The 23,141-nt window shown below is 32.8% G+C and carries 20 protein-coding genes; 8 read left to right on the top strand and 12 right to left on the bottom strand.

Annotated elements, in window-relative coordinates; all coding sequences use genetic code 11:
• Positions 1-72: 72 nt before the first annotated feature.
• Positions 73-618: a DUF2911 domain-containing protein gene (locus tag LNP22_RS10590; RefSeq protein WP_229976377.1), complete on the top strand. Its 546-nt coding sequence runs from the start codon at positions 73-75 to the stop codon at positions 616-618.
• Between the two features lie 72 nt (positions 619-690).
• Here LNP22_RS10590 and LNP22_RS10585 read toward each other — a convergent pair whose 3' ends face one another.
• The 3 genes from LNP22_RS10585 to LNP22_RS10575 all read right to left on the bottom strand — a co-directional run bounded on the left by LNP22_RS10585 (position 691) and on the right by LNP22_RS10575 (position 6,514).
• Positions 691-2,445 (bottom strand): TonB-dependent receptor, encoded by a 1,755-nt coding sequence (locus LNP22_RS10585; protein ID WP_229973428.1) that lies wholly within the window; start codon positions 2,443-2,445, stop codon positions 691-693.
• A gap of 117 nt (positions 2,446-2,562) precedes the next feature.
• The gene (locus LNP22_RS10580) at positions 2,563-3,426 is read right to left on the bottom strand and encodes a PhzF family phenazine biosynthesis protein (protein ID WP_229973427.1); all 864 of its coding nucleotides are present in this window, start codon (positions 3,424-3,426) and stop codon (positions 2,563-2,565) included.
• A 73-nt stretch (positions 3,427-3,499) separates the two neighbouring features.
• Positions 3,500-6,514 (bottom strand): tetratricopeptide repeat protein, encoded by a 3,015-nt coding sequence (locus LNP22_RS10575; RefSeq protein ID WP_229973426.1) that lies wholly within the window; start codon positions 6,512-6,514, stop codon positions 3,500-3,502.
• 390 nt (positions 6,515-6,904) lie between these two features.
• Here LNP22_RS10575 and LNP22_RS10570 point away from each other — a divergent pair, with 390 nt between their 5' ends.
• Both LNP22_RS10570 and LNP22_RS10565 read left to right on the top strand, forming a co-directional pair.
• Positions 6,905-7,588 (top strand): cell division ATP-binding protein FtsE, encoded by a 684-nt coding sequence (locus tag LNP22_RS10570; RefSeq protein WP_229973425.1) that lies wholly within the window; start codon positions 6,905-6,907, stop codon positions 7,586-7,588.
• Positions 7,588-8,469 carry a glycosyltransferase family 2 protein gene (locus LNP22_RS10565; protein WP_229973424.1) on the top strand — a complete coding sequence of 294 codons (882 nt, stop codon included), beginning with the start codon at positions 7,588-7,590 and terminating at the stop codon, positions 8,467-8,469. Before LNP22_RS10570 ends, LNP22_RS10565 begins: the two co-directional genes overlap by 1 nt.
• On the opposite strand, the gene LNP22_RS10560 is transcribed toward LNP22_RS10565, so the two are convergent.
• Complete coding sequence (locus tag LNP22_RS10560; protein ID WP_229973423.1) at positions 8,466-9,557, bottom strand: glycosyltransferase family 4 protein; 1,092 nt, start codon at positions 9,555-9,557, stop codon at positions 8,466-8,468. The genes LNP22_RS10565 and LNP22_RS10560 overlap by 4 nt on opposite strands.
• Positions 9,554-9,946 carry a sugar 3,4-ketoisomerase gene (locus LNP22_RS10555; RefSeq protein ID WP_229973422.1) on the bottom strand — a complete coding sequence of 131 codons (393 nt, stop codon included), beginning with the start codon at positions 9,944-9,946 and terminating at the stop codon, positions 9,554-9,556. Before LNP22_RS10555 ends, LNP22_RS10560 begins: the two co-directional genes overlap by 4 nt.
• Positions 9,947-10,035: 89 nt before the next feature.
• Here LNP22_RS10555 and LNP22_RS10550 point away from each other — a divergent pair, with 89 nt between their 5' ends.
• Entirely contained in the window at positions 10,036-10,941 is a 906-nt protein-coding gene (locus tag LNP22_RS10550; RefSeq protein WP_229973421.1) for a glycosyltransferase, read from the top strand.
• Positions 10,942-11,425: 484 nt separating this feature from the next.
• Here the strand turns inward: LNP22_RS10550 and LNP22_RS10545 are convergent, their stop codons facing one another.
• From LNP22_RS10545 to LNP22_RS10515, 7 genes are all read right to left on the bottom strand, one after another.
• Positions 11,426-12,877, bottom strand: coding sequence for a lipopolysaccharide biosynthesis protein (locus LNP22_RS10545; protein WP_229973420.1), 1,452 nt, complete (start codon positions 12,875-12,877; stop codon positions 11,426-11,428).
• 26 nt (positions 12,878-12,903) lie between these two features.
• Positions 12,904-14,259 carry a bifunctional cytidylyltransferase/SDR family oxidoreductase gene (locus LNP22_RS10540; protein WP_229973419.1) on the bottom strand — a complete coding sequence of 452 codons (1,356 nt, stop codon included), beginning with the start codon at positions 14,257-14,259 and terminating at the stop codon, positions 12,904-12,906.
• A gap of 28 nt (positions 14,260-14,287) precedes the next feature.
• Positions 14,288-15,604 (bottom strand): CDP-glycerol glycerophosphotransferase family protein, encoded by a 1,317-nt coding sequence (locus tag LNP22_RS10535; protein ID WP_229973418.1) that lies wholly within the window; start codon positions 15,602-15,604, stop codon positions 14,288-14,290.
• Between the two features lie 16 nt (positions 15,605-15,620).
• On the bottom strand, positions 15,621-16,721 hold the full coding sequence (locus tag LNP22_RS10530; protein WP_229973417.1) for a DegT/DnrJ/EryC1/StrS family aminotransferase: 1,101 nt from the start codon (positions 16,719-16,721) through the stop codon (positions 15,621-15,623).
• A 21-nt stretch (positions 16,722-16,742) separates the two neighbouring features.
• On the bottom strand, positions 16,743-17,717 hold the full coding sequence (locus LNP22_RS10525) for a GNAT family protein (RefSeq protein WP_229973416.1): 975 nt from the start codon (positions 17,715-17,717) through the stop codon (positions 16,743-16,745).
• A 98-nt stretch (positions 17,718-17,815) separates the two neighbouring features.
• Positions 17,816-18,418 (bottom strand): trimeric intracellular cation channel family protein, encoded by a 603-nt coding sequence (locus LNP22_RS10520; RefSeq protein ID WP_229973415.1) that lies wholly within the window; start codon positions 18,416-18,418, stop codon positions 17,816-17,818.
• A 67-nt stretch (positions 18,419-18,485) separates the two neighbouring features.
• Positions 18,486-19,229, bottom strand: a complete 744-nt coding sequence (locus LNP22_RS10515; RefSeq protein ID WP_229973414.1) for an RDD family protein — start codon at positions 19,227-19,229, stop codon at positions 18,486-18,488.
• 20 nt (positions 19,230-19,249) lie between these two features.
• Between LNP22_RS10515 and LNP22_RS10510 the strand changes: the two genes are divergently transcribed.
• From LNP22_RS10510 to LNP22_RS10495, 4 genes are read left to right on the top strand one after another with little or no spacing between them, the layout of a single operon-like run.
• Positions 19,250-20,215 (top strand): stage II sporulation protein M, encoded by a 966-nt coding sequence (locus tag LNP22_RS10510; RefSeq protein ID WP_229973413.1) that lies wholly within the window; start codon positions 19,250-19,252, stop codon positions 20,213-20,215.
• On the top strand, positions 20,215-21,156 hold the full coding sequence (locus LNP22_RS10505) for a hypothetical protein (RefSeq protein WP_229973412.1): 942 nt from the start codon (positions 20,215-20,217) through the stop codon (positions 21,154-21,156). Before LNP22_RS10510 ends, LNP22_RS10505 begins: the two co-directional genes overlap by 1 nt.
• Positions 21,149-21,922: a DUF4129 domain-containing protein gene (locus tag LNP22_RS10500; RefSeq protein ID WP_210665591.1), complete on the top strand. Its 774-nt coding sequence runs from the start codon at positions 21,149-21,151 to the stop codon at positions 21,920-21,922. The genes LNP22_RS10505 and LNP22_RS10500 overlap by 8 nt, the downstream gene beginning before the upstream one ends.
• Complete coding sequence (locus tag LNP22_RS10495) at positions 21,915-23,123, top strand: DUF4350 domain-containing protein (RefSeq protein WP_229973411.1); 1,209 nt, start codon at positions 21,915-21,917, stop codon at positions 23,121-23,123. Before LNP22_RS10500 ends, LNP22_RS10495 begins: the two co-directional genes overlap by 8 nt.
• The last annotated feature ends 18 nt before the right edge of the window (positions 23,124-23,141 follow it).

Below are 23,141 nucleotides of genomic sequence, written 5' to 3'. Positions count from 1 at the left end.
AAATTAACATCCTTCATTCTTTTTTTAGACAAACAATCTATAATTTTAACACTTATTAATTTAACTATTATGATGAAAAAAACGACAATCATTACGACAATTGCTTTTGGTATTACGATGTTACTGTCATCAAATGCTAATGCTCAAAAATTTCCGGATTTAGACAAAAGTCCAATGGATGTAGCTGCGTACCCGAACGATTATAAAGTTTCGGCCAAACTTGTAAAAATTGCTTACAGCCGTCCGCAACTAAAAGGACGTCCTGTGAGCGAGTTAGCTCCTAACGGAAAAGTCTGGAGAACGGGAGCCAACGAAGCTGCAGAAATCACTTTTTACAAAGACATGAAGCTAGGTACCAACAAAATCAAGGCGGGAACGTATACTTTGTACACTATTCCTGAAAAAGATACGTACACGATCATTATTAGCAAAGATTTGAATGTTTGGGGATCTTACAACTACAAACAAGACAATGACGTTGCGAGATTGAGCGTTCCTGTTACGGAGGCTGCAGATTCATTAGAAGCTTTTTCGATTGTTTTTACTAAAGCTGACACTGGTGTAGTCCTTAATTTAGGTTGGGACAAAGTAAGAGTGGCCGTTCCTTTTAATGAGTAAATGACTTTACTTCATAAAAAAATAGCTTCCAAAATCTGGAAGCTATTTTTTTATCATTTTTTTTTATGAATTTTAAAAATCAAATTTGTAATTGGCTCCAACCAATACTTGAAATCCTTGTACTGGATAATTTAACCATTTTTCGTAATTCTGATTCGCAATATTATTAAGCTTTAAAAAACAAGTTAAACGATCGTTGTATTTGTAGCCCAGATGTGCATTGGCATCAAAATAACTTTTTAGAGAAACAATCACGGGATCTGTTGCGAAAGCAGTATTTTGCTGCATATCTTTACGCTCACCTACGTAAAAAACATTCAGACCTGCGTACCACTGCTTGGTGATATTTACATCTAAATTAGAACTCAACTTCATCGATGGTAAATTCCAGGCTTCTGATTCTGCATCATTTTGGTAGCTATTAAAAGTCCCGTTGATGCCAAAAGTAACGTTTTCAGAGAAATCTGCTTTCAGCTCTCCGTAAAAACGAAACGTTCTCACATCGTCATACACCACTCCAAACGAATTTCCGTAAGCGTAATTTTCGTTAGTGACGTCTTCTATATAATTATTGCTTTTGAAAAGTGCTTTATTGGTTTCATTCAAATACGAACCCGTAAGATTATAACTTATATTGGTCGCCAGTTTCCCTTTCAAACCAGCAAAAACAGTGTACTGATTGCTGGTAGGTTTCATGTCTAAAGTAGGAGACAAAAACGGATTTTCAGTCACAAAATCGGCATAGCTATTTTGATTCAAACTACCATTTGCTCCCGTATAAAATATCATCAAATCGCCAACTAATTTGTAAGATGCATTTACTTTTGGATAGAAAAATATTTTGTTTTTACTGTTTTCAGAATCCATACTATAAAACAATCCGGCTCCTAATTCTAATGTCCAATCATCTTCATGAATGACAAAACTTGGTTCAATTCCTAAATTAGTAAAACTATATTTTAGAGGTTCTGTATTATTATTAAAATAGTTTTTTTCGAAAGAACCGCTCACGTGATCCACAATGACATTTGTATTAATGGACTGCTCCATCACTTCAACTTTGAAAGTCGGCTTTACATAAAAACGATTCTCTGAAGAAGAAAAACTATCCGAAAAATGCTTGAAATTAGCCGAAATTTTGCTAAAAACACCTTCTGTAAATTCAATATTTCCTCCTAACGAAATAGTATTGTAAGTATGACCCGGGCTGATTCCTCTTACGAGATCGTATCTGTTTTCGGGAAGCAAAGTCGTACCAAAATCAGCTGGTAAACCATAGTAATTGTAAATCTGATTTTGATAACCTAAATCTACATTCCAAGACATATCGCGATTGTTAACTCCATAACCAACATTCAAGGCTGTATCATAAAACTCATCATTCAATTCTACTTCTTTGATGCCGCCCTGAGAAGAATGATGGCGAAACATTCCTGCCACATAATCGTCGTTCCCTAACTTTTGTGTGACAAACAATTCGGCATTCAAAGTACCAAAATTACCCAGCCCTACAGTCGCATAATTAGTAAACAAACGTTCCTGTTTTGATTTTTCAACACCTTCTGCTTTACCTTTTGAAGGTGTAAAAGTAGAGGCTACAGGAACAGACAAAATACTGTACTTTATTGTTTCTTTTGCTTCATTTCCTTTATCGTCAAGCGAAGGATTTTCTTTTACTTTAAAAGCGTCCGAAATCGTAGGCGAATACGGTTTTACCACATTTACGGTTTCTGTACCAATACTTTCTCCTTTCTTTTGTGCAAACGAAAGTTGAAAAGCCACTAGCAGCAGCAAAATGATGGTTTTATTCTGGAAATTCATTTTCATATTTTATACTTTTTTGTGAAATGTATTTTGTAAAATGTCATAAACAAATTGGAGTGTTTTTTACATCTTACTTTTTACATTTTACAATTATCTAATTTTATAATTATTTAATTCATTTTAAGCTTCCCAATCCCCTTTTGCTACAAGCTGGGTTTTTCCTCCAATTTGAATTTCAAACTGATTATCTGCCCATTTTCCGTTGAAAGAAATCTGAGAAGGGCGTCCCATAAAATCGCCCTGATGGTTGATGAGTTTAATTTCTGGCACATCATACTTCAGTAAATAAGCTTGCAAACATGTGCTAGCACTTCCTGTTGCAGCATCTTCAACTAACTGATTATGCTCTACGCAAAACATTCTAGTCATCAGTTTTGCCTCTTCTCTACAATAAAAATACAATCCTCTGTGACTTGTTTTACAATGTTTTTTTAACCAATTATCCATTTTATCTTTATCCAAAACCAAGCCTGCTAATGCTTCCTTACTCTTAAGCGGTACCATGACAAAAGCGCTTCCTGTGGTAACTTCCTGAATAGAAAACTGATCGTCAAAATCAGTAGCTTTTAAATTACTAAATGACGAAAAATCACTTTTTGAAAACACCTCCCAAAATTCTGGTTGAGCAGCTTGTAGCCAAATCAAACCCTCGGATTGATGGATAGGAATTTCCCCCACGGGAACGTGTAGTGTAATGGTCTCCGGTTGATGCTGAAAAACTTCATTGATCAACACCCAAGAAGTACCAATAATCGGATGACCGGCAAATTTCATTTCTTGAGCGGGAGTAAAAATTTTCACTTCGGCACTATTATTTTGCAAATCGAGTTTGGTGACAAAAGTGCTTTCGGCAAAATTTATTTCGCGAGCAATGGTTTGCATTTGTTCTAAACTTAAATTTTCAGCTTCTAAAAAAACGGCCAACTGATTACCAGCATATTTTTTATCTGTAAAAACATCAACTATATAAAAAGGTAAACTCATAATTTGTAAAATGTATTTTGTGAGATGTAAAATGTAACCTGAAAACATTTAATATCTCAACTGTAACTTCTAACTACTTTGTAATTGATGAATTGGTTTTAGCCTCTTCTGCCTTAATCGCATTCAGTTCTCTTTTGGCTTCTTCAACCACATCTGGATAGTCGGTAAAATTGTTAATTACGTTATCCAAAATATACGTTGCCTGGTAACTGTCTTTTAATCCGTAGAAATTTTTTGCCATCAAAACCAAACTCTTCGCACCATAATATTTATAACCAGAATAATTTTTTGCCAATTTCTGAACGGCAACATTCGAAGCATCAAATTTGCCTTCTTTGGTTTTAAAATAAGCATCATAATACAAGGCTTCAGCCGCCAATTCTCCCTTAGAAGTACTTGATAATTTGGCGTAAGCTGCTTTTGCCTTCTCCTCTTCGCCTGTTTGCATCGCCGCACGCGCCACAATAATCTGCGCATCGCTTTTTACGTTGACATCTCCTTTCGGGTTTTGAAGCACTTTTTCTGCATATTCAACAGAGTTGCCGTAATCCTTTTTATCATAATAACATTTCATCAAATTGGCTTGTGCGAAAGTTTTGTTTTGAGGGAAATCCGACTCATTTTCTAAACGTGTCAAGATCGGAACTGCCTTATCGCAATCTTTATCTTTTAAGAAAATCTGAGACAATCTTGTCAAAGCCTGCTCTGTAAATTCATTTCTGGGCTGGTCGATTACGTATTGATAATTGGCTACCGTTTTACTTTCTGAACCTTCTGTATAAAGCAATTGTGCCAAATAAAAATTAGCCTCCAGCGCATGAATTCCCTTCGGAAATTTGCTCACATACCCGCTAAAACCGGTAATCGCCAACTTGCTGTTATTCTGACTGTATTGTTTGAAAGCGCCTTCGTAAGTATCATTATCTAACTCGGCATCTGTCACGGCAACAAAATCTAAAGTACGAACCCAAGTCGCATATTCGTCTACTTTTCCGGAGTCAACATAAATCAATCTTGCAGTTGAAACGGCTTCTAAAGCTTCGGGTGTTTTTGGAAAATCTGCAGCTACTTTTTTGAATTTAGTTAGCGCTTGCTCATCTTTATCAGAGTTGTAATAAATCAGACCTTGTTTCAAAATCGATTTTGAAGTAAACAAACCATTTTTATATTCCGCAATTAAGTGGTCGTAGGTTTTGATAGCCTGATCGTTCTTTTTCTCTGTCGAATACGTATTAGCGAGTTCGTACAAAGCATCATCACGGTATTCTGATTTTTTGTACTTCTGAAGAAAATTATTCAGCTCCTCTATTTTTTTATCATTTTTTGACATGAATCCATACGACATTGCTTTTTGAAACTGCGCATAATCTGCATCAACTCCTTTGGCATCTATCGCTTTTGAATAGGCTTCCATTGCAGGGCCATATTTTGCGCTCACAAATCGGCAATCGCCCAAACGCAAATACGAGTCATTCAAACGTACTTTATCGTCTTTATTGACGTCTATTTGTGCCTGAAATGAAGTAGCAGCAGAATCGTATTCTTTCACTTTAAAATAAGTATAACCAATATTATAATTGATGTTTTTATATTCGTCTGTGGTTTTAGCGCTCGCCAGACCAGCAAATTTCTTGTAGCTCAACAAAGCATTCTGAAAATCTTCGGCAAGATATTCTGTTTCTGCTTTCCAGAAAGTGGCACGAGCTGTAAACTCAGGACTTTTTTGTTCGCTCACCGCATTTCTGAACATTTTGGAAGCTTCGGTATAGTTTTGCTCGTTATACAATTCTACTCCTCGATAAAAAAGTACTTTTTGATACGCCAATTTGTTTTGTGGAGTTTTATTTTTTTCTAATAAAACCAACGCTTCTTTATAGTTTTTTGATGAAATATAAGAATCTACCAATAATTTTTCAACCTCTGATCTACTCGAATTATTAGGGTATTTTTTTAAGAAATCAAGCAAAACAGCTGGAACATTTTGGTACGCATTTCCTATTTCGTAACTTAATTTTGCATAATTTAAAGCGGCATCTTCCTGAATTTGAACATTAAATTCCATTTCGGAAGCGTTTTTGAAAGCATTAAGAGCTTCCTGTTTTTTGCCAGTATTCAGGTAACTTAAACCCAAATGATAATAGGCATTTTGCGCTACAAAGTCTTTCCCTTCAATGATTTTATTGAATTGTGAAATTGCTTTTTCATCGTTTTTCTGCTCGTAATAGGCATATCCTAACTGATAGAAATCGGTATTGTTCCATTTTCCTTTTTTGCCTGCATATTGTTCTAAAAAAGGAATCGCTTTGTCATATTGTTTTAAATTGAAATAACTTTCTCCGATGATTTTATTGAGTTCAGACTTTTCTAGTTCGTTTGATTTTGCCATTGCTTTCTGGCCTAAATCGATCGCTTTTTGGAAATTTCCAAGTTTGAAATTCATATCAGCCTGATAGTACGAAAGCTTTTCTTTGTATTTTTCTTCGCCGGAAACCTCATCAAAATATTTGGTCGCTTCTTTGTAATCATCTCCTTCATACGCCATAAAGCCTAAGTAATATTTAGCCTGAGAACCGTACTCGGCAGAGTTAACTACTTTGTTAAAATAGGTTGTCGCTTCTTTTTTATTTTTTGCATTGAAATAAGCGTATCCTTTTTGAAAATTATACTTATCCAAATCAGATTTGCTCATGTAGCTTTCGTCTACTTTATCAAACCACAGCAATGCTTTTGGATAATTGCCTTGTTCGAAAAAAAACTGAGCCACTTCCTTGTATGCCTGATTTTGTTTGGTACTTGTTGGGTAATCATTCACAAATTTTTCCATCAGCGCATCTGCATTCGACTGATTGGTTCTTATGGCGCAATTGGCGATATAATAGGCACAATCAGACTGCACTTCTTCTGTGGTTGCTTTGTTTTTTATACCTTCGAAAATAAGTTGGGCAGAAGTATATTGTTTGTCGTTATATAAAGCCAGCGCTTTGTCAAAATCTTTTAAATCGTAGGTATAAATAGCTGATTTTTGTGCTAAAACCGTGGTAGAGATTAAGAGAATTTGGATTAAAAAGAACCAGGAAAGTTTACGCATTTTTATTTTATTTAGTATTCAAATGTATCATTTAATACCCTTTATAACGAAACGTTTCGGGCATTTATTATGAACAAATTTTGAAACTGCTTTTATTTTTTTAACTTGCTAACGCTCAAAATACTGGTTTCCAAAGTTTCTAAAAACGATACCCTTCTCGTTACCGAAGTGCGCATTAAGGATGGGAACGGCATCCTTTTTCTGGCTTCTTTAGCCAGGAAAAGATATAGTGAACAGCCTGACCCGCTTTTTTCTGGCGGGTAATGCCAAAAAAATGATACTAATTTTTGTCTAATCGCTATTTTCATGTGCTTTTGTTAGGAAATCATTGAAATTTATTTTGAATCCAACCGTTATCTTAGTACTTTTACCATTCAAATCAAATTTACTATGTCAAGAACCGTACTGTCTCTTAAAGATGTCACTATATACCAAGAAGGAAGAAAAATTTTATCTCAGATTAATTTAGAAGTTCAACACGGAGAATTTATCTATATTATTGGAAAAACAGGTTCTGGAAAAAGTAGTTTCATGAAAACTTTGTACGGTGATTTGCCACTTACGGAAGGCGAAGGAAACATCGTGGAGTTTGATTTGGCTGCTTTGAAAGAAAATGATATTCCGTTTTTACGACGTAAAATTGGAATTGTTTTTCAAGATTTTAAATTGCTTCCAGATCGTTCTGTAAAAGACAATATGCTTTTTGTTCTTAAAGCAACAGGCTGGGTTGACAAAGAAGGAATGGAACGCAAAATTGATGAAGTTCTGGATAAAGTGGGAATGAAAGATTTTGTGAATAAAATGCCACATCAACTCTCTGGTGGTGAGCAACAACGTGTTGCTATAGCACGCGCTTTGCTAAATGATCCCGAATTTATTCTGGCCGATGAGCCTACCGGAAACCTTGATCCACAAACGAGTTCGGAGGTTCTAGAGGTTTTGAAAAAAATTAACGCCAACGGAAAAACTATCATTATGGCGACTCACGATTATGCTTTATTGATGAAATTCCCGTCTAAAACACTAAAATGTGAAGATGAGCGTATTTTTGAAGTGGTGCAAAGAACGGTGTAATGCTCTCGATACTAATTCCGGTTTATAATTATGATGTTTTTGCCTTGGTTGAAGCACTTCATAAACAATGCTTGGAACTAAAAATTGAATTTGAAATTCTTTGTTTGGATGATGCTTCAACACAATTTATTGTTGAAAACCAAAAAATTAAGGAATTTATAAATACTTCTTTTCTGGTATTAGAAGACAATATTGGTCGGAGTGCTATCAGGAATTTATTAGCCCAAAAGGCGCAGTATGAAAATTTGCTTTTTCTGGACGCTGATACAATTCCCGTTGATCCTGATTTTATTACTACTTACGTTTCTGAAATTAACACTGTCAAGAAAATTGTTTATGGAGGGATTTTGTATCAAACTGCAGAACCTAAAAAAGAAGCAATTTTACGATGGATTTACGGAAAAAAAAGAGAAGCTTTGAGTGTTGAGCAACGCAATCAAAATCCATTCATTAGCTTTTTGACCTTGAATTTCTTGATTAAAAAAAGTGTTTTTTCTACAGTGAAGCTCAATGAAAGCATTCCAAATCTCAGACACGAAGATACTTTGTTTTCGTATGAATTAATGCAAAATCAAATTGAGATTGCTCATATTAAAAACCCAGTTTATCATTTAGGGATTGAAGATAGCAAAACTTTTTTGAGAAAGTCTGAAGAAGCAGTTGTAGGCTTGAAAAACTTAGTAGATTCTCAATTGATTTCTTCTGAATATGTTAAGTTGTCTTATTATTTTGAACTCTTAAAAAAATATTATCTTACATCATTATTTGCCTTGGGATTTAAAATTTTCAAACCTTTGTTTCGCAAACAACTATTGAGCAAAAATCCTTCGATGTTGCTTTTTGATTTGTATCGATTGGGGTATTATTGTGGTTTAAATTAATTTTTTACAATTGATTCAAATAGGTTTTTCCATTGATTCATAATACTTTCTAAATCATATTTTTCTACACTTTCAATGGCTTTTTTCCCCATTTCTATTCGTAAATTTTCATCTTCTATTAAAAGGTTTAATTTTTCAACAAAAGAATCTTTATTTCCGTCTTCAATAAGAAACCCGTTTTCATTATCCCGTATGATTGCTTTTGGCCCAACTGGACAATCATAAGCGATACATGGTAATCCACAAGCCATTGCTTCAAGAAGTACCATTGGTAGAGCTTCATTTCTAGAAGTCATTACCAGAAGGGAAGCTTCTTTATATTTCTCCTCTATGTTTTTTACCGGGTTCAAAAATCTTATATTGGACTCAATATCAAACTTTTTTACTATATTTTGAAGTTCTAAGTCTTTATCTATCTTACCGTAAATTTCCAACAACCAATCGGGATGTTTTTGCACTACAACCTGCCAGATTTGTAATAATCTATCTATTCCTTTCTCATAAGAATGCCTTGCAACAGCAATAATTTTTGTTTCTTTTAAATTAGCCCATGTTGTTGTTTCCAACCACAAAGGATTGGATATTAAAATGCCATTAAAAAGTGTCCATTCTTTTAAGCTTTCTTCGGATAATGCCACAAAAAATAAAAATTTAGAAGCACAATAATTTCGATATTTATATTTTAGTGTGTTCCTAAGTCCTAAAAAACGAGATTCTTTGTATTCATTAAATCTCGAACCATGAGCTTCAAAAATCATAGGAACATTTGTATGTAGTAATAACGGAATTGAGAATGATTTTAAAGCAAAATCACAAACAATTATACAATCGGGTTGAAACTCTTTAATATATTTTTTTAGTTCTTTTTTATATCGAAATAAGTTAAAAACTTTAACATTATTCAAGGTAATGTCATGAAAGTTAATTTTATCATTAAATTCAAAAAAAAGATTCTCATTACCTTGATTTTGAGTTACAATAGCAATCTCATAACCAAATTTTTCTATCAGATAATTTGTTTTTATTGATAAAACCCTTTGTACTCCTCCTTCTTCGTTTGCTCTTTGCGTTATATAGAGTAATTTCATTTTTTAAATTCCAAAAATTCACTATAGTCTCGAATATAATCTTCTTCATCAAAAACTTCGGAAGCTAAAACAAGGCAAACTGCACCCGACGAAAAATTTTCAAGCTCGCGCCAAATATTATTCTTAATCAGTAATCCTTTATCAGGCTTGTTTAAAGTAATCGTACTTACTGTTTCACCATCTTTTAAAACCACATCAAAACTTCCTGAAATTGCAATTAGAATTTGCTGTAGTTTTTTGTGGGAATGACCTCCTCTTTTTGATGAACTTGGAATATCATATAAATAATAGACTCTTTTTATTTCAAACGGAATAGTAGCATTTTCAATTACTGCGATGTTGCCTAAAATATTTTCAACTTTTGGAAAATTAATTAGATCTATATTCATAATTCTATATCAATTTTATATTTTTTGTGAGACAATATCATATCTGAATTCTTATTTTCGTACCAAATATATAACTCTTTAAAAGTATTATGCAAGATAATTCACTGGTGACTATTATTTGTCTGTGTTATAATCACGAAAAGTATGTTGTTGAGAGTTTGCTTTCGGTGATAAATCAGGAGTATCCTTTTATTGAGTTAATCGTTGTTGATGATTGTAGCACTGATCAATCTAAAGAATTTATTTCTAAATGGTGTCTTGATTTTCCTGAAATTCAATTCATTGCTAACCCAACCAATTTAGGAAATACAAAATCTTTTAATAAAGCGCTAAAATTAGCCAAAGGTAATTTTATTATTGATTTGGCTGCTGATGATATTTTATTACCTAATTGTGTTTATTTGCAGATCAAAACCTTTAAAGAAAGTAAATATAAAAATCTTGGAATTGTTTACGGAAATGCCGAATTAATAACTGAAAACGGCAAATTTGATTCTTTTTATTTTCCTGTGGACAGTCTTAAAAGAACAATTGAAGAGAGGCAAACTGGAGATATTTATTTGAATGTCATTTCTAATGGAAATAGTATCTGTTCTATTTCTTCAATGGTTAAGAAAACTGTTCTTGACGATTTGAAAGGTTATGATGAAAATTTAGCTTACGAAGATTTAGATCTTTGGATTAGAGCTGCACGTTCCTATGAAATAGATTATATTGATGCTGTTATAGTTCAGAAAAGAATTTTAGATACTTCTTTAACTTCTTCTTTTTTCAGCAAAAACAATCGAAAATTTAAAAAAATCAATCAATCCACTTATTTAATTTTAAAGAAAACATTGCTTTTAAATGTAAATAAAAAAGAAGACTTAGCACTCAAAAAAAGAGTACATCATGAAATAGTTCACACCTTTAAAATTAAAAGCTATAGTTTGTTTTGCAAAAATATTGGATTGCGATTATGGTTGTTTTGGAGAACGAGCTTTAAAAGATATTAAAACAATTTCAAAACAAATTTCTCTCAATATACTAAATGCCAAAGATGCTTAAAAAGTAAATCTTTCTTCTCAGTGCGTATATTTATAACTTTATTTCTTTAACCCTAACTGTAATTTCCAATTTTGATACAGTATAATTTTTACAATACGCAAATAACTAAATAACTGGTTCACGTTGGTGATAAGATTAGTTAGGATATTCAAATTACTCAATTAAATTAGTTTTTATACTCTTTTTCAAATGTTACTAAAGTGAGTTTAAAATGTCTTTTAATTATGTTTGAAAGATACATGTAAAGGATATCGGGAGGAAAGCAAAAGCATTTGTTAATTGTCGCTTTTTATTACAAATACTGCCACTTTGACATTGTGTTTTTTTAGGTCATTTGTCCGTCACTCTTCCGTCGGTCTTCCGTCCAAAGCTTGTGTGGTTTTTTTAGAATATCTATTCATTTTATGCCATATCGACAGAAATAGTATTTCATTATTTTACCTTTTTTTTCCACTTCAAAAATAATTCCCAAACTTCTGTCAATTCAACTAATTTTAATAACCAACAAAGAAAAATATAAGTCATAAGTCCAACTATGATTCCTAAAAACAATTGAAACATGACATCGGTTGTAAAGCTCAGCAAAACAAATACAACTGCTGCCATTACACTCGTAGCTGCAAAAATTGGTAACATGTCTTTTAGTTGACTTACAGCTCCATAACCATAAAGTTTTCCTGGGAGGTATGCATTGATAACAAATGACAATGCTGATGTAATAACATGACCAATTATAATGGCTTTTACTCCCAACGGAATTGTGATGATCATTGCTACAATTGTCAAGGGCAATTTAGACAAATCTACTTTTAAGAATAAATCTGAGCGACCCACTGCATTTAATAAATTCATATTGATGGCACTCATAGGAAGAAAGATACGCGCAAAGACCATCCATTGCAAAAGCGGAATCAGCGAAACCCATTTTTCAGTAAGTAACACTATTATAATAGGTTTTGCCAGTAAAGCAATAAGTGTCATCAGTGGAATAATCAAGAAAGCCGACATACGGATCATACGTTTGTATATAGAAACTAACTTTTCTTTATCGTTTTGTACGGATGCGAGAACAGGAAATGTAGCCTGTTGTATAACACTAACAATTGTTCCTGCTGATAGATCTGCAAAACTCTTAGCTCTTGTATAATAGCCCAGTGAAGCCGTTGGATAGAATCTGCCTAAACAGATATTATAGACATTATTTAAAAGCTGAGCATACAATCCAGCCATTAGAATTTTTGATCCGAAACCAAATAAAGAATTGAAAGATTTTTTTGAAAATGAAATTGACGGACTCCAACTGGCTAAAAACCATAACGAAAGAGATGAAGCCAAAGTTCCTGTGAGACTTTGAATTACTAATGCCCAGACTCCGTATCCTTTTACAGCTCCCACCACGCCAAATAATCCGCCTACAACTACCGCTATAACATTACTTTTCGCAATAGATTTAAAATCGAAAGCAATTGTTAGTTTTGTTTTTTGAACTATTGCAATAGCATTAAAGAACAAACCCAGACCTAATACTCGTATTAAATCTATTAATTGCGGTTGATTAAAAAAAACCGAGATATAAGGTGCCGAGAAAAAAAGAAGTAAGTAGAAAAAGCCACTTACAACTAAATTGAATAAAAATACGGTTGAAAAATCAATCTCTTTTCTATCTTGTTGTTGAATTAATCCCACTCCTAGACCACTTTCAACAAATGTTTGTGACAAGGCCATAAAAATTGCCAACATTCCTATTAACCCAAAATCCTCTGGTAGCAAAATTCTGGCAAGTATAATACTCACAACAAATTGTCCTATCTGAACAGCAAATTTATCAACAGCAGACCAAAAAATTCCTTTTGCTGCTATTGATTTTAGAGAGTTATTATACATCTATAAAAGATTAATTTTTTATTTTTTTAAAGCCGTACATCGATCACTTGCCCTGTATAGTTAGATAATAAAACCTGAATAGTTCTAAGGGCAACTGTTTCTGGTTTTAATAATGTACTCTCTGGCTCATTACCAAAATTTTTTATTCTCATAGGTGTTAACGTACGCTCTGGATTTATACAATTCACTTTAATACCGAACGTTTCCCATTCTTGCGAAATTGCTTGTGCAAAATTAACAATAGCAGCTTTGGTAGAAGAATAAATACTGTAAAAAGCTCTACCTCTTGTATACGAGCTAGAAGTAAAAAACAAAATATGCCCTTTTGATTTTTTTAAATAAGGTAATGAAGCAAGGGCAATATTGACCATTCCGAGATAATTAGTATGTATCGAATCTAACACATTATCATAATTCATAGTTTCTAATGGTTCTTTGTATAATATGCCAGCTGTATTAATAATAAAATCAATTTTTTGTTCTACTTGAAATACTTTTTCAATAGCATCTGTGACAGATTTAATATTAGAGACATCTACATTGTTTTCGCTGCGGGAAAAACTATAAACACGAATCCCGTTTAATTTTGCTAAGTCTACAATACTTTTTCCTATTCCATAACCACCTCCAAAAACAACCATGACTTTATTCTCTAAAGCTTTTTCGGATAATTCTATATCTTGAATTTCAACAGAGCGCAATTGAAACAATTTATCTAATAAATAAGTATCTTCCGGATATGTCAACTTCATATTAACCTCTTCGCCGTTTACCACATAGATATTTTCTTCAGGTAAATATTTTTTTACTACGCCACAATCATCGGTTGCCCTAAAATTTTCATCCTGAAGAGCCAATTGATAAGCATGCGCAATAACCTCCTGTTTAAATCCCTGAGGAGTTTGCCCTTTTAGCATTTTTATTCTCTCAGGAATTGCAGTTATCAGATCATCCTGAACTTCTATAATTGTATCCGCCGAATTAATAGCAACATCTACTGCTTTATAATGATCCAGCGCTTTTACAACATCATCAATAATTCTCTGACTCACCAATGGACGGGCAGCATCATGAAAAATTAAATTAGCATCTTTTGAATCATGGTATGCATTAATTGCTGCAAGACTTGAATGATATCGTTCTTTACCTCCTATTAAAACTCTTTTGACTTTTTTCCATCCATTTTTTATAATCATATCTTCAACCAAAAAAAGGTAATGATTGTTGATAACAATTGCAATTTCATCAATTAACTCATTTTTTTCAAACGCAGCAACAGCATGCTCTATCACCATCTTTCCCGCAACTTTAAAAAACTGCTTTGGTAAAGATTTTTCTACCCTAATTCCTGATCCTCCTGCTAAAATGACAGCTATATTCATCTATTATTCTTTAAATTATCAAAATAAATTATTCAAAAATTTGAGCTTCTAAGTAATGCATTATATTTTGAGATGCTGTTACATTATTCTTTTGTACTAAATTATTCTGAATAAAATCCTGACGTATTTCTCTCATCCAATCATTTTCATTCAACACCACATTCTCAATAAAATCTGTCAATTGTCTCTTTGTTCGAGATTGATAATGAACCGCTACAGCTTTTTCGCCAAATTCGCTCCATTCTTTCATCACAGACTCATTACGAATCATAAAAAGGGAAGGTTTTCCTGTAATGAGATATTCTGCCATAAACGAACCACAATCATGAATCAGCGCATCAGAGGTTAAAAAAAGAGCTGTATAATCAGCATTCTCAAACTGACCATTTTCTAAATTTAACCATTTATTATAATAATTATCCGTTTTTTCTTTACCCCAAATAGGATCATTTTCTAATTTAATTCTTAATAATGGATGCGGTTTAAATGCTATTTGCAATTTATCTTTATAAGTGGTGGCCAATTCTATAAAAAAATCAAAATACTCCAAAAAATTAGATACTTTATTGAGTTCCTTCATCGAATGATGCGGTGCCCATATCACCTTTTTTAGGGTTGCATTTTTATTTTTCCAAACTAAATTATCTGACATTTTAGTGCTTAACAACTTATCGAACCCTGGATACCCCGTTACAACGTTGTTTTTCCCTCTATTTCTTTGTTTTTCAAATGCTATTTTTTGATGAATAGGCGTTTCTGAAAAGATTCTCCAAACAAGGTTATGAAAATTTAAATCATAGAAAGCATCATAATTGGTTGTCATAATCGCATACGGAACATAGCAAGTCAAGGTTCTTGAAAAATGTTTTATATAATACCTATAATCTTGTAAACCTTCATAAGGATTTGTAAAAAAGACGATATCCGGACAATGCGTTTTTTTAATATCTAAATATTCTCCCGTTATGTTATCATAAGTTTTAATAATATCAAACCCTTTCTTTTTAAATGAATTATATGTTTTATTCATTTCAAAAAGCATATTTTCCATACCATAATCTACTACTGGACAAGCAAATAGCATAGGTTCAAATTTGGGATGTTGTAACATTAAATCAAAAAGTACATCATATTTCCAAACTGACTCGTGATTCAAAAAAAATGCAACTTTTACTATTTCTTTTTTTTTTATCTTTTTGATGGCTTTTAGATGTCTTTGTGGTGCTTTTCTAATTAAATAAGAAGTATAAATATCTCTAATTTTTAAAAAGTTATAAATTTTAATAAGTGAAATCCATAAATTTTCAGGTACGTATCGCTTTATGATCAATTTTAATGCTGTCATTATTACTCAATCAAAATTAATACTCATTTAAAATTTCGATAATAAAACCCACTTCACTTTCAGTCAAAATGGGGCTCATAGGCAAACTCAATACCTCGTTATGAATCTTTTCAGTGATCGGAAATGATAAGCTATTCCAAGCTGAGAAAGCCTTTTGTTTATGTGGTGGAATTGGGTAATGAATCATGGTTTGAATATTATTTTGAACTAAATATTCTTGCAATGCCGCTCTGTTTGGAGTTCGTATAACGAACAAATGAAAGACATGATTTTTTGAAGAATTCCAATAAGGAAGGCTTATTTTGTCGTTTTTAATTTCTGTTAAATAACGCTTTGCGATCGCTCTGCGTTTATTATTATCACTGTCTAAGTTAGGCAACTTTAGATTTAAAAAAGCTGCCTGCAACTCATCTAATCTCGAATTGAAACCAATGTAGTCGTTATAGTATTTTGCATTCGATCCGTAATTTCGAAGAGAATAAAGGACTTTTGCTAATTTTGGATCATTCGTAATAATAGCCCCGCCATCACCCAAGGCACCTAAATTTTTTCCGGGGTAAAAACTATACGCTGCGCTTGATTGCTGATTGTTTATTTTGGATTTTAGATTGCTGATCGCTCCATGTGATTGGGCAGAATCTTCAACAATAATAAAATTATTTGTCTCCGCAATTTCATTTATCATTTCCATTTCAGCCAGTTGTCCGTATAAATGAACTACTAAAATTGCTTTTGTTTTTGATGTGATTTTTTCTGCAATCAATTCTGGATCCAAATTGTACGTTTCTAATTTTGGCTCTACCAAAACAGGAATTAAATCCGCTTGTAAAATAGCCAAAATACTAGCTACATAAGTATTTGCAGGAACGATAACCTCATCGCCTTTCTCTAGTTTCCCCAACTGAATGTAACCTTTAAAAATCAAAACCAAAGCATCAAAACCATTACCAACACCTATGCAATAATTTGCATTGCAATATCTGGCGAATGATTCTTCAAATAGTTGCACTTCTTTTCCCAGAATGTACCAACCCCCATTCAAAACTGATTTCAATTTCAATTGAAAGTCTGCTTCGTACGGTTCGTTTATTTTTTTTAGGTCTAGAAATGGTATCATTTTATATTTTTTAAGCTTAATTTAAACAAAAACTTCGTTTAGTTTACTGTAATTTGCTGTTTCAACACTATAAAAATCTTGAACGATAGTACTGGCGTCAAAACTTTCTTTCCAGTATGACAAACCTTGATTGAGTTTTCTGCCTTGATTCTCATTCGAAATACCAAAATCTAAAAAACGTTTTTCAGCAAAAGCCTCATTAATTAAATATTGAAATAAGAAATCAAGACTTCCTAGATTTTCAGCATCTTCATTTTTTGAAATATACTGACAATGGACAACTGTTTCCGTTTCAAAAACAGTGACTCCAGCAACAATTTGATTTTCAAAATAGACATTAAATTGACGGATATTATCTGGAAACTTTGCTTTTAAATACACTATTTCGCTAATCGAATGGACCGGTTTTACTTGATGTTTTTTTTCTAAATTCGGAATTAAAATTGTATTCCAAAAGCTATCAAAATCAATCTCTTCCCTAATTTCTAATTGATTTGAAAGTGCTTTCTCAATACCTCGCTTTCTAATTTTTGAAAGATTATTTTCTTGCGATAAATCGATTACAGAAAGAGAATCTCGGCGAATGATTGTAGCTTCGGCTAAAAATAAAGCATATAAAATCTCGTCAGCAGGTTTTATATGGTAAATCGAGGGAAGTGTCTTTAGATATAATTTTTCTATTTTATTTTCATTTAAAAAGAGTAAAACAGACTGAAAAATTTCGATAACAGATTTTAATTTAGTCTGAGCCTTATACACCAGTCCACCATACGTCAAACCTTGATGAGAATGCAATTCTTTATCCTTTATATTTGCGGGCAAAACAGCCACTAATTTCTGATTTTCATAAACCAATAACGAAAAATCTTCAAACCGATCTTGATGATATTCCATAAAATCGCGATGGAACAAAAACGTAGCATTTTTGGCCTGATCTATAAAATCATTCCAGATATTATAATCTTGTTTAGCGTATTTTTTTACCTCGTATTTCATTATTTTTTTGCCACTGATTTATAGGATTTCAATAATTTTTAATCCACCAGACAAATCATTTGAATTTTTAAAATCTGTGACCAACTTATTTTTAAATTTTATTTATGCTCAAATGCGGGCAAATACCATTTGAATTTTACCGCCATTAACCGAACTGTGATGATCACTACAGAAGTTAATAAATATAAAATATCATCGTCCAGATTTAATTTCTTCAAAGCAAAAAAAACGGCACCTCCGAAAATACAAATGGTAGCATAGATTTCTCTTCTAAAAATAGTGGGAATCTCATTGCACAAAATATCCCGAATTACACCTCCAAAACAAGCGGTCATTGTACCTAAAGCAATACAAATTATGGGATGCAATCCGACCGAAATTCCTTTTTCAAGTCCGATAAGTGTAAAAACACCCAGTCCAATAGTGTCAAATAAAAACAAGGAGGTTCGTAATTTATCAAACTTTTTTCGGAACAAAATTGCCAAAATAAATCCTAAAATAATCACATAAACGTACTTCAAATCAAGCATCCAGCCTACTGGAGTTCTGCCAATTAAAACATCACGAAGCGTTCCTCCACCAACCGCAGTGACAAAAGCGATAATAAAAACCCCAAAAGGATCGAGCTTTTTATGCATCGCAGTTAATGCGCCCGACATTGCAAAGGCCATCGTACCGATAATATCTAATAATTGGAACATTTTTTTTAGGTGCTAAGATTCTAAGTATCTGAGTTGTTGAGATTGAATTGAAAATCAAAATTTTCAGCTACATATTCTGTGTATAAAAGTTATAATCTTTCAATACAATTCGAAGAAAATCTTTGTCATTACCTGATTGATTTTTGATTCCGGTAACACTCTCTATTTTAGAAACTAATTTGCGAATGGTTTCGTGATCGTTTTTAACATCTGCTTTTTGAAACGTTTCCTTGATGATACGCATATCATTATCTGATAATTTGATCACCAAAGGATATGTTGGTACATAAGCCACTCCTATTTCCTCGAGAATTGTATGGCTGATATTGATTTTATTTTTTAAAGTAATCACGGCCGTACCCGCTACCATGTCACCTAATCTCTGGCCTTGTTTGCTCGAAATAACCGTTATAAGTGCAATGATTCCGTTTAAAATCGTAATATCAATTAATCTGAAGAACCATCGCATCAAATAATCGCCAAATCCAGCCTGATAACCATCAATCTTTACAACTTTTATTTTGCTGATCTTTTTTCCGATGGTTTGACCCTCAAAAATACTCTCTAAAGTGATCGAATAAACCATAATTGGAAAATACATGAAGAAAATTATCGCCATTACGGACCAATTATCAAGATTTTTAAACAATCTGTCTATGTTTAATAGATAAAAAAAGACCATCCAAACCACAATTCCGTAAGCTATTTTTATAAGCAAATCCACGAAATAGGCCAGCATTCGCTCGCCTACAGAAGCAGAGATGAAATTTATTTTAACATTTTGTGTTGTATTTATAGATAATTCTGACATATTTTATATTTTAGCATGCAATGAGAGAAGTCGCCTTCATAAAACAAAATAAAGAAAAATGGCTGGAGTTTGAACTCGCTATTTTTGGTAAAGCTAAAAAAAATCCTGATGAGTTAGCTAATTTGTACATTCAAATGATGAATGATTTGTCGTATGCACAAACATATTACCCAAAAAGTAAGACTGTAATTTACTTAAATTACCTTGCATCACAGATTTATCAGAAGATTTACAAAACCAAACGAACAGAGAAAAACAGATTGATAGAGTTCTTCAAAATCGAGGTACCACTGCTGCTTTATGACTACAGAAGATATTTATTGTATGCTTTTGTGTTGTTTTTTCTAACAGTCGGGATCGGAGTGGTTTCTGCCATTTACGATCAAAATTTCGTTAGGTTGATTCTGGGGGATTATTACGTCAATATGACCTTAGAAAACATCAAAAAAGGAGATCCAATGGCGGTTTACGGATCAGGAAGCAACTGGGGAAGTTTTATCGGAATCACCATGAATAATCTATACGTGGGCGCAAGATGCTACATTTATGGTATCTTTTTCGGAATTGGTACTTTTTACATTTTCCTTCAAAATTGTATCATGTTAGGGTCTTTTCAGTACTTTTTTTATGAGCAAAATGTGTTTTGGAAAAGCGTTCGCGGCATCTGGATTCATGGTTCTATGGAAATTTTTGCTATTGTCATCGAAACAGCAGCTGGCTTTATTTTAGGTGCTTCTATTCTTTTTCCAAAGACTTTTTCGAGAATTAATTCATTCAAAATAGGTTTCAAAAATAGTTTCAAAATATTCCTGAGTACATTTCCTTTTACGATAAGTGCAGGATTTCTGGAAGGTTTCATCACACGATATTCTATTCAGATGCCCAATTGGCTCAGTAGTTTCATTATTTTATTCACCTTGAGTGTAATCTCTTTTTATTACCTGATTTATCCTTTTATTGTCCATAAAAAAACAACTTCAATATAATGTTTGAACTTTTTAAAAAACGAGATTTTAGCAGTTACATTTCAGATACTATTGCATTTTTTAAAACTTTTGGAAAACATTTTTTCAAGAACTACGCCATCATCAACGGTGGTTTTCTACTGATTTTATGTGTCCTGATGTATTTTATTTTTAAAATCTATTTTGAAGTTTTGTTTGCCAATACCGGAGCCGAACAAGGAAGCTATTTTTTGCAATATTTTAATGAAAATTTTGCTCTTTTTGTTGCTTCATTTATCCTTTTCGGAATTTTAATAATTGTTCTATCGTTGCTAAATGTGGCCTATCCAATTATTTATTTGCAACTTGTTGGAGAGAAGAAAGGTGCCGAAATTACAATTTCAGAAATCGTAGTGCGATTGAAACAAAACACAGGAAGATTATTAAAATTCTTTTTGGGATTATTGTTCATCATCATGCCGATTATCATATTGGTTTTTGCCTTGCTGATCGTTTTATGCTTTATACTTATTGGTTTTCCTTTGCTTCTCATTGCCGCTCCAGCTACTATGGCTTGGATTTACTTAAGCTTTTATACCTATCTTACCCAAGAAACGAGTTTCTTTACAGCAATAAAAAATGGTTTTTCTTTACTCAAACAGCAATTTTGGGGCATCGTCGGCACTACTTTTGTCGTGTTGATGCTCATACAAATAATACAAAGCTTTTTGACTATGATACCTTATTTAATTGGTATTGTTGCGTTTCTAACGTCTAATAGATCTGCCGGTTGGAATACAGACAATAGTTCCTCATTAGGCATTTTTATCTCTATAATCTTTATTTTTGCGGTGTTATTAAGTTATTTTTTCAACAACTTAGTCATTATCAACCAAGGAATTATCTATTATAGTTTAAGAGAAGAAAACGAAAACCTGACTTCTAACAGCCAAATTGACCTAATCGGAACCGATAATGAATAAAGTTTTACTCGTTTTTTCTTTTTTATTTTTCTGCACAATCTCGAATGCACAGGATTCTTTGGCTAAAGCCGAACCTCCAAAGATGGCCTCTGTAAAATTTACCGAAGAGGATATTTACATAGATGTTGACAGCCTTGAAGCCAAAACATTTGAGAAAAATTTCAAAAAAAAATACAAAGATTCCGAATTTGTTTACGAATATAAAACGCCTGAAAAAAATACCTGGGACCGATTTAAAGAATGGTTAGCCAATGTTTTTAAAGATTTATTTCGATTTAGCAGTAACGAGACTTCTATGAATTTTGTTTCGATTTTATTGAAAGTCATAGCGGTTTTAATTGTAGTTTCTGTCATTTATCTGATTGTAAAAGCCTTAATTAACAAAGAAGGACAATGGATTTTCGGAAAAGATTCTAATCGAAAAACTATTTATTATTCGGATATAGAGAAGAATATTCATTTGCTGGATTTTAAAAAATTAATCGAAGAAAGCCTCGAAAAAGGAGACAAAAGACTTTGTATCCGCTACTATTATCTTTGGTTATTGAAGGTAATGGCGCAAAATCATTATATCGAATGGGACATCGAAAAAACCAATACCGATTATTTGTACGAAATTCAGAGTCCTACTCACAAACAAGAGTTTACCTATTTGTCATACTTGTACAACTATATTTGGTACGGCGAATTTGAAATTGATGACAACATGTTCCAAAAAGCACAAATTAGCTTTAAAAATTCTATAAAAAAGTTTAGCAATGAATAAAACATTAAAAATATACATTGCTATTTTGGTCATTGTTTTTGCCCTTATTTTGGTGGCAGATCGCAACCGTCCAAAACCTATTGATTGGCGTCCGACTTACTCTGTAAACGATAAAATTCCGTTTGGGTTGTATGTTTTTAATAAAGAAATTGGCGGGCTTCTAAAAAATCAGAAGATAGAACGAGTTTCGGCAATCACACCTTACGAATTTTTAGATGCAAAATACGATGCTGATACGTTGGTTAACGACTACAAAATAAAAGGTACTTTTTTAACTATTTCAGAATTTGGAGGTATTGACGACCAATCGATTCAAGAGATTTTTTACTTTGTTTCTCACGGAAATAATGCTTTTTTGAGCATGAAAACATTTCCGCAGTCTTTGTTAGACAGTCTAAAACTAGATTATCGAGCCGATTTTCAGATTTCGGATAGTACCTCTTTCTGGATGGCCAATAAAACCGTGAGCTCGCAAAAATACCGCATGACAGAAGGAATGGGTGATTATTATTTTTCTAAAATTGATACGCTAAACACCACCGTTCTTGGGTATCAGGGCAATAAAGCTAAAGAAAAGAGAATCAATTTTATCCAGATACCGTATAAAAACGGGTATTTTTATTTGCACACGCAACCAGCTGCATTTACCAATTTTCATTTGCTTAAAGGAAATCATCATCAATATGCCCAAAATGTGCTTTCGTATCTGCCGGAAGGTGATGTTTTTTGGTACACGAAAGGACAAAATAGCGAAACAATTTCGGAATCACCTATGCGTTATATTTTAAGTCAGCCGGCCTTAAAATGGGCTTGGTACCTATTTTTAATCGGAATGCTGATTTTTATGCTTTTTAATGCTAAACGCAAACAGCGTGTGGTCCCGATCTTAAAACCGCTCCCTAACTTAACAGTCGATTTTACCAAAACCATCGGAAACTTGTATTATCAGGAAGGCGATCACGGCAATATTATCGACAAAAAAATTATTTATTTCCTAGAAAGAATCAGAAATGAATATCTAATAGAAACGACCAGGTTGGATGAGGATTTCATCAAAAAATTACATCATAAATCAGGCAAAGAGGAAGATGACATTCGAAATCTAGTCTTTCTAATCAATGAGCATCGAAAAAGTTATCACGGAAGCCTCGAAGAAGATTTAATCACAATTAATAATGCCATCGAGAAAATATTAAATTAAAAATTATTCAAAAGAAAC

Origin of the sequence: Flavobacterium flavipigmentatum, from assembly GCF_020911905.1 — a bacterium.
GTDB classification, from domain to species: domain Bacteria; phylum Bacteroidota; class Bacteroidia; order Flavobacteriales; family Flavobacteriaceae; genus Flavobacterium; species Flavobacterium flavipigmentatum.
Note: the sequence above shows the minus strand (reverse complement) of the source record. Positions and strands in the feature narration are given on the sequence as shown.